At 65.5% G+C, this 7,620-nt stretch carries 4 protein-coding genes and 1 pseudogene; all 5 read left to right on the forward strand.

Translation table 11 applies throughout. The features are described 5' to 3' along the window. Positions 1–685 precede the first annotated feature (685 nt). Positions 686–2,206 carry an APC family permease gene (locus AB0D08_RS39505; protein WP_051813053.1) on the forward strand — a complete coding sequence of 507 codons (1,521 nt, stop codon included), beginning with the start codon at positions 686–688 and terminating at the stop codon, positions 2,204–2,206. Positions 2,207–2,787: 581 nt separating this feature from the next. Then, the gene (locus tag AB0D08_RS39510) at positions 2,788–3,372 is read left to right on the forward strand and encodes a transglycosylase SLT domain-containing protein (protein ID WP_359895173.1); all 585 of its coding nucleotides are present in this window, start codon (positions 2,788–2,790) and stop codon (positions 3,370–3,372) included. A gap of 1,047 nt (positions 3,373–4,419) precedes the next feature. After that, the gene (locus AB0D08_RS39515; protein ID WP_082526510.1) at positions 4,420–5,520 is read left to right on the forward strand and encodes a bifunctional DNA primase/polymerase; all 1,101 of its coding nucleotides are present in this window, start codon (positions 4,420–4,422) and stop codon (positions 5,518–5,520) included. Beyond that, complete coding sequence (locus AB0D08_RS39520) at positions 5,517–7,145, forward strand: phage/plasmid primase, P4 family (RefSeq protein ID WP_082526511.1); 1,629 nt, start codon at positions 5,517–5,519, stop codon at positions 7,143–7,145. The genes AB0D08_RS39515 and AB0D08_RS39520 overlap by 4 nt, the downstream gene beginning before the upstream one ends. After that, a pseudogene (locus tag AB0D08_RS39525) lies at positions 7,142–7,531 on the forward strand (DUF6009 family protein); the annotation flags it as partial. The gene AB0D08_RS39520 and the pseudogene AB0D08_RS39525, both read left to right, overlap by 4 nt. Between the last annotated feature and the right edge of the window lie 89 nt (positions 7,532–7,620).

Raw genomic sequence — 7,620 nt, forward strand, 5'->3', positions numbered from 1 at the left:
CCGTGGGCAGCGGCGACGGTGGCGTCAGCCACCTGATCGGCTGATCTACCGGGCAGCAGCGGACGCCGGGCCGGGGGGATTCACCCCCGGCCCGGGCGCACCCGTTCTCGGGGCCTCATCGCTGATCCCGGGCGGGCTGCATGGGGCCAATGCCCGGAACATCGCAATAGTGATGAATTCACCGAAAAGGGGCTTTTCGTCACGATCATGGCGTAGACTCCTCCCGGATGGAGCGGAGAATCATAGGCTCGCGGCCTCGCGTTATGCGTGAGACTGCGAGCCTATGGACTTTCCCGGGTTCGGTTCATTCGAAGATAGGACGATCCGTCCTACGGCCATCGGGGGAAAGTCCGGTCACCGTACCGTCGGCCGAGCCGGTCACCAGCATTCTGGCTGCCGCGCAGTCTGGAACGCATCAACGCAGGCTCCCCGGCACCCGCTCGACGACGAGGGGGGAGTTTGAAGCCCGTCCGGCTACCCCTTCGTGCCGAAAACCCGACCGGTGCTCTCCTTAGGGTGGGGAGCCACTGTGGCGGCCGATGCCACCACGGCACTGCCGGGATCGATGCTCTCTCGTGGGCACCCGGTCGAAGAGGACGCGATACCGCCCATCCCCACATGCTCTCGTGAGATCGGACGACTCATGGCACTCGAACAGCCAGCCTTGACCTCCGGGGAGTAGCCCGTGTCTTCTCCCGAAACGTCCACCACGGTCACGAAACCGCCGCTCGAACACCTCAGGGCAGACGCGGTCGCTCTGGTCGGGGTCATCTTCATGGCCCTGGCGACAGCAGCCCCGATCACCGCGATGACCGGCAACCTGCCCGTGATCATCGGAAGCGGCAACGGCGTACACGCCCCCGTCGGCTTCATCTTCGTCACCCTGGTACTGACGGTGTTCACGGTGGGGTACGTCGCGATGGCCCGACATATCACCACCGCTGGCGCGTTCTACAGCTATATCTCACATGGTCTGGGCCGGATCATCGGCATGGCGTCCGGCCTGCTCGCGGTCCTCGCCTACGTCGTCTTCGAGGCCTCGATCGCGGGTATCTTCGCCTACTTCGCCGAAACAGCCATCGACTCCCAGTTCGGTGTCAACGTGCCCTGGCAGTGGCTCGCCGTCTTCATGCTGCTCGTCACCTCGGTGCTCACCCACTACGACATCAAAGTCGCGGCGAAGATCCTCGGGGTCTTCCTGGTGGGCGAGGTCGTGATGCTGACCCTGCTGGCGGGCTCGGTGCTGGCGCACGGCGGTGGCCCTCACGGATTCCACTTCTCCGTCCTCAACCCGACCGGGGCGTTCGCGGGCGTCAACGCAGGCGTCGGCCTCTTCTTCTGCTTCTGGTCCTGGATCGGGTTCGAGTCCACGGCGATGTACGGGGAGGAGTCCCGGAATCCGAAGCGGATCATTCCGCTCGCCACCCTGTTCGCCGTCGTTGGTCTCGGGGTGCTGTACACCTTCGTCTCCTGGATGGTGCTCAGCAGCAACGGCCCACAGGACGCTGTGGAGATCGCAAGCGGGATCACTCCCCTCGACCTCTTCCTGGATCCCGCTCAGCAGTATCTCGGGCACTGGGCGGTCACGGCCCTTCTCTGGCTGATGGTGACCAGCTCCTTCGCCTGTGCCATGGCATTTCACCAGTGTGCCTCGCGCTACCTGTACGCCATCGGCCGTGAGCGTTTCCTTCCTCCCGCACTCGGGCACGTCCATCCCAGGTACCGGTCGCCGTCCGTCGCCTCGCTCACCCAGACCGGGATCGCGCTCGCCATCGTTCTGATCTTCTGGGGTACCGGCCAGGACCCGTACGTCGGCCTGTACACGCTCACAGCGATCCTCGGCACCCTCTCCCTACTCGTGGTGCAGACCCTGTGCTCCTTCTCGGTGATCGCCTACTTCCGCCGGAACCACCCCGAATCCCGGCACTGGTTCCGCACGTTCACCGCACCACTCCTGGGAGGCCTGGGCATGCTCGCCGCAATCGGCCTTCTCCTGGCCAACCTGCACAAAGCCGCCGGCCCCGCAGCCGATCTGCTCTTCTTCAGGTTCATCCCGTGGATCGTCGCGGCGGTGTTCCTGAGCGGCATCGCCCTGGCTCTGTACATGAGGTCCAAGTACCCCGAGAAGTACAAGGTGATGGGCCGCATCGTCCTGGAGAGCACTACTGCGAGCGACACCAGGAAACCGCTGAGTACTCGGACGTGAGCAGCGGGGGAGAGTGCCCGTGCTGACATTGCCCTGAAAAATTCGGTCGAATCTTCATTGATTCTGCCCTGCTCCCCGCCCGGTGGTGGGGAGCAGGGCAGAATAATTTCACGAATTCCTTTCGGGCAGATCCGAGGGAAATGTCAGCGTCCGGCTGAATTATTTTCCGGGCGGGACGATCAGGGTGCGCCCGACGGGAGAGTCGCATTACGACTTCGTCTGACCTTCAGTCAACTGTCATCTGTATCAAGAGGTTGGGCCGATTCTCCCCGATCGGGCAGCCATTCGGGAGTAATTCGGACAATCGGCTACGAAAAGCTTGAATCGGCGCAGATCGCACGACTACAGTCATTCTCCGATACCAGGGAGAAATTCGTATGCCGTACCAGTTGCAGGACAGAGTGGCAGATCACTGTGTGCCTCGTGCCGAGGTTCAGCAGGCAGCTTCAAGGGTCGGATCACTCGCGTCTGGCCTTTGCCAGGCACTGCTGTGCCTGGCGGCGGCAACTCTTCGGTACACGGTGAACCGGAGCCGGGCGTATGCGGTCATCTGGTGGATACGGCTCCGGAAAGCCCTCAGTATGGCCCACCCGAAACTTCCGGACTACGTCCTCGCCACCGGCGTCGGGGGGGCCGTGGTGATGGTGCTGATCACCCTGACCGTCCAGTCGCTCAACAGCACACCGGCCCTTGCCGAGACCACCCCCCCGGTAACAGCCTCGGCTCAGGTGCAGGGGGAGTCCCACCAGGCCGCGGCAGTACCTGTACCTGCTCCACCGGCTCAGAGTCCGCCCGCCCCTGAACAGGCGCCGGCCTACCCGGACACCCTCGACGGGTGGATCCAGGAGGCACGCGCGATCCTGACCGAGAACGGGGACCAGGTGCCGTCCGCCAAGGCGCTGAAAGCAACCGCGCTCGCCGAATCCTCCGGCAGACCTCAGGCGGTCAACCGATGGGACTCCAACGCCAGGGCCGGCACACCTTCGATCGGGCTGGCCCAGATGATCAGGCCGACGTTCGCGGCCTATGCCCTGCCCGGGCACAGAGAGATCACCGACCCGGTCGACAACCTGGTGGCAAGTGCCCGTTATTGCAACGCCCGCTACGGCGGTATGGACAACATGGCCGGCGCCCGATGCTACGGCAAGTGCTGGCGCGGTTACTGACGAACGACAGCGACCGAACCGGAGAACGTAGGCTCGCAGGCGCCTGCCGAAACGGCGGCGTGCCTCCGGCGCCGAGCGACCCTGGTGGGGTTTGCTTGGTTCGGTCGCTGTGCTTGAGTAGCTGATGTTTGCCCAGTTCAGAGGGGGTTTTCAGGTGAGGACAGCGACCGAAGCGACTGTTGTTCGGGTATATGACCATCCCCGGGGTTGCACATGCGCGTCATATATCCGACCTTGAGTCGCTTCGGTCGCTCCCGGGGCGGGGGCAAGGCTCTGATCTGCGGGAAAGCCTCGCAAGCGGGGGCAGCGACCGAAGCGACTCAGTCACTGCCCAAGGGTCTCGGTCGCTGAACGACACCGACACGCGTGGATGACCCACCGTCGGGGCTTCAGCCGCATTTTCCGCACAAGTCATATTGGGAACTGAGTCGCTTCAGTCGCTGGCACCCCCGCGACCAGCACATACATCAGCGATCCATTGACGGTCGGATCCGGTTGTGATCTTCTCTCAATGTCCGAACTGTGGCCAAGCGGTGGAATCTCCGTGAGAATTCTTGACATGGCCACTGCTGTGACGGTCGGACTCAGCGGGGGAGTGGCGGTGATTGACGTGCGACAGTGGCCGATGGGGTTTGCTTGGTTCGGTCGCTGTGCTTGAGTAGCTGATGTTTGCCCAGTTCAGAGGGGGTTTTCAGGTGAGGACAGCGACCGAAGCGACTGTTGTTCGGGTATATGACCATCCCCGGGGTTGCACATGCGCGTCATATATCCGACCTTGAGTCGCTTCGGTCGCTCCCGGGGCGGGGGCAAGGCTCTGATCTGCGGGAAAGCCTCGCAAGCGGGGGCAGCGACCGAAGCGACTCAGTCACTGCCCAAGGGTCTCGGTCGCTGAACGACACCGACACGCGTGGATGACCCACCGTCGGAGCTCCGGTCCGCTAGTCTGTGCAAGCCATATTGGAAACTGAGTCGCTTCAGTCGCTGGCACCCCCGCGACCAGCACATACACCGAAAGCGACTCAACAATCGGCAACGGAGCCAGCAAGGATGGACGTGAGGGCGACTACGGCCGAGCTTCGTCTCGACGATGTGCGCCCCCCGCGAACGCTGGCGATCGCCTTGTGGTGCGCCGCCCAGGGCTGGCCGGTCCATCCTCTGACTCCGCGGTACAAGACCCCTGCCGCTAACTGCGGGGAGTGCCAGGCCCCGGGCCACACCGCGACGGGCTGCCCCTGCCTGCCGGCAGGGCGGTGGTGTCACGGACTGCTCTGCGCCACCACCGACCCGGACCGGCTGGCCCAGTGGTGGACGAAGAATCCGTCCTTCGGTGTGGCGGTTGCCTGCGGGCCCGCCGGCCTACTCGTCATCGACGTCGACGCCCACACCACCACCGTGCCGGAACGAAGCCGTCTGCTTCCGGGAATCCCCATCGCCGACCACATCAACCTCGACGGGCTCTCGACCGGGCACCACACGATGGGCCTGCTGGCCGCCCTTCGCTCGGCAACCGACCCGTGCCACGACGAGACCACACTCCGGGTACGCACCCCTTCCGGTGGCCTCCACATCTGGTACCGCACGCAGCCGTGGCAGGCCTTCCGGAGTTCCACCGGATCCGGGAAACGCCGCGCGCTCGCCTGGCAGGTCGACGTCCGCTCCGGAGGTGGCTACATCGTCGCACCGGGCACGGTGACGTCCGCCGGACGCTACTCTCCCGTAGGAACGGCACGGATGCCCGCTCCGCTGCCGGACTGGCTTGCGCAGGAGCTTGTCCGTACTGGCCATCTCGAGACCTCCGAGGTCCCGGTGTCCGGCCGTACGGTTCCCCCCCGTGCCCGCCAGGCCGTCATAGCCGCGGGTGGTGGTGGCAACGCCGCCACCCGCACCCTTGCCTCCCTGCTCACCGAGATCACCGATTGCGCGGTGATTCCGGAGGGAGCCGGGTTCACCGAAAAACTGAACCGGGTCGCCTACACCGCAGGAGGTCTCGCCGCTGCCGGATACCTAACGCTCATTGAAGCCGAACGCCTTCTCCTCGACGCCGCTCGCCAGGCACGTCCCGAGCAGGAACGACGCTGTTCCTCGATCATTCGCAGTGCCATGGCTGCCGGCAGCCGGCGCCCGCTTCATCTTGAAGGACGCTCATGAAACCCACGAACGGTCCGCTGGAAGGAGGCTTCGATCCCCTGGCGACCGCCCAGCAGATCCTCGGTTCGTCCTCCCGCCACAACGGACTGGCCGTACCGACCTCGATCCCACAGACCGACCCCCAGCCCGTCCAGGGTCTCCTCGATCTCGCGGGCCTCTCCGCGGCCTCCCCCCAGGACCCTCCTGCCCCCTACCGGGATCCGACCGCCGTCCCCCCCGCCGGTGCGACTCCCCACGGCTTGCTGCCGGACTCACTCAGCGACCGGGGGAACGCCAAGCTCTTCGCGCGCCTCTACGGCGGGGATTACCGCTACGTCCCCGGCCTGGGCTGGTACATCTGGAGTGGCCACCGGTGGCAGATCGACGAGACCGACCATGTGCTGTGGTCGGCAGGTGAGATGGCGGAGCAACTCGCCACGCACGATCCCATCGGAGCCTTCACCAACACCGAGCTCGGCCGCCACCGGCGCCGAGCGCTGTCCACATCGGGTATGAACGCGATGCTGGAACAGGCGAAGGCCTCGCCCGACATGGTGCTCCACGCTTCCACGCTGGACGCCGATCCGTACGCCCTCTGCACCCCGGGCGGCGTCGTCGACCTGCGGACGGGCCTCATCACCCCCCCGGACCCGGCGCGGCAGCGGCACTCCCGTTCCACCGCCATCGCGCCACAGACGATGCCCACACCCAGGTGGCAACGGTTCCTGGACGACACCTTCGGTACCGACACCGAAGGCCAGCAGATGACCCACTTCCTCCATCTCCTGCTGGGTTACTCCATCTCCGGGGACGTCGGCGCACAGGTCATGCCCTTCCTCTACGGCCAGGGAAAGAACGGGAAGTCCGTTCTGCTGGACGTCATGCTCCAACTGCTGGGGGACTACGCCGACGCGGCGCCCCCCGGCTTCCTCATGGCCAAGGCCTTCGAAGGACATCCGACAGACCTCGCGGAGCTCCACGGGCGCCGCGTCATCATGTGTTCGGAGCTCAAGCCGGGTGACCGCTTCGACGAAGCCCGGGTGAAGCTCCTGACCGGTGGCGACAAGATCAAAGCCCGTCGGATGCGTCAGGACTTCTTCAGCTTCCAACCCACGCACAAGCTCTGGCTCCTGGGCAACCACCGCCCCGAGGTCGGTACGGGCGGCATGGCCTTCTGGCGCCGCATGCGTCTGATCCCCTTCGCACGCGTCGTCGCCGAGGACAGAAAGATCGACAATCTCGCGAGCCTGCTCGTCGCGGAGGAAGGCCCGGGCATCCTGGCCTGGCTCATCGCCGGCGCCCGCCGCTACTTCGCCGGTGAGAAGGACCTCGCCGGCCCGCAGAGCGTCCAGGTCGCCACCACCGCATACGCCGAGACCGAGGACAGCGTCGGCCGTTTCCTGTCGGAGTGCTGCAAACTCGCCGACGGCCTACGCGCCGAACAGGCGCAGCTCTACGCCGCCTACGGCGGTTGGTGCGCTCTCGAAGGAGCCAACCCGGTGAGTGCCCGTAGCTTCGCGGCCCGTGTTCGCGAGACACTGGGGATGGCATCACCGAAGGCAATGATCCTCTCCAATTCCCGCAAGTACTATCCCGGTATCGGCCTAGTGGCCGCAGACCTGGCCGCCGAGGAGCCGCAGCAGTGAGCGCGTTGATCGATCCCGCCGAGCTCGCGCACGAAATCGAGATCCGCTGGCTCGAGGATCCTGAGCAACTGGACTACGTCAGGCAGTCGTTGGAACGCCTTCCCTCACGCAAGGGCAGGCCCCCGTACCACCGTGACGGTCGCATGGTGGGCTACGCGATGCTCGGCCCCGAGGCTCGTTCCTCCCGCGCCTCCGGGACCTTCAGGCGACGGGTGTTCTGGCTGCTCCCGCACGACCGCGACCTGCAGCCGGACGGCCTGTACGCGTCGGGGGCACCATCGGAGGCGGTCGATCCCCGGACCGTCGCGCCGACGGTCAAGGGGGAGAAGACCGAGAGGTCACAGGGCGGCCCTGCTTCGCCCGCGATGGTCGAATTGGGATCCACCACGAGCTACGACGACCAGCAGCGCACCGTCACCTCCACCGACGCCGCGGGCCTGACCACTGTCAGTGGCATCGACAAGGGTTCCGCGGT

The sequence above is a fragment of the Kitasatospora sp. NPDC048540 genome, from assembly GCF_040651175.1.
Lineage (GTDB): Bacteria > Actinomycetota > Actinomycetes > Streptomycetales > Streptomycetaceae > Kitasatospora.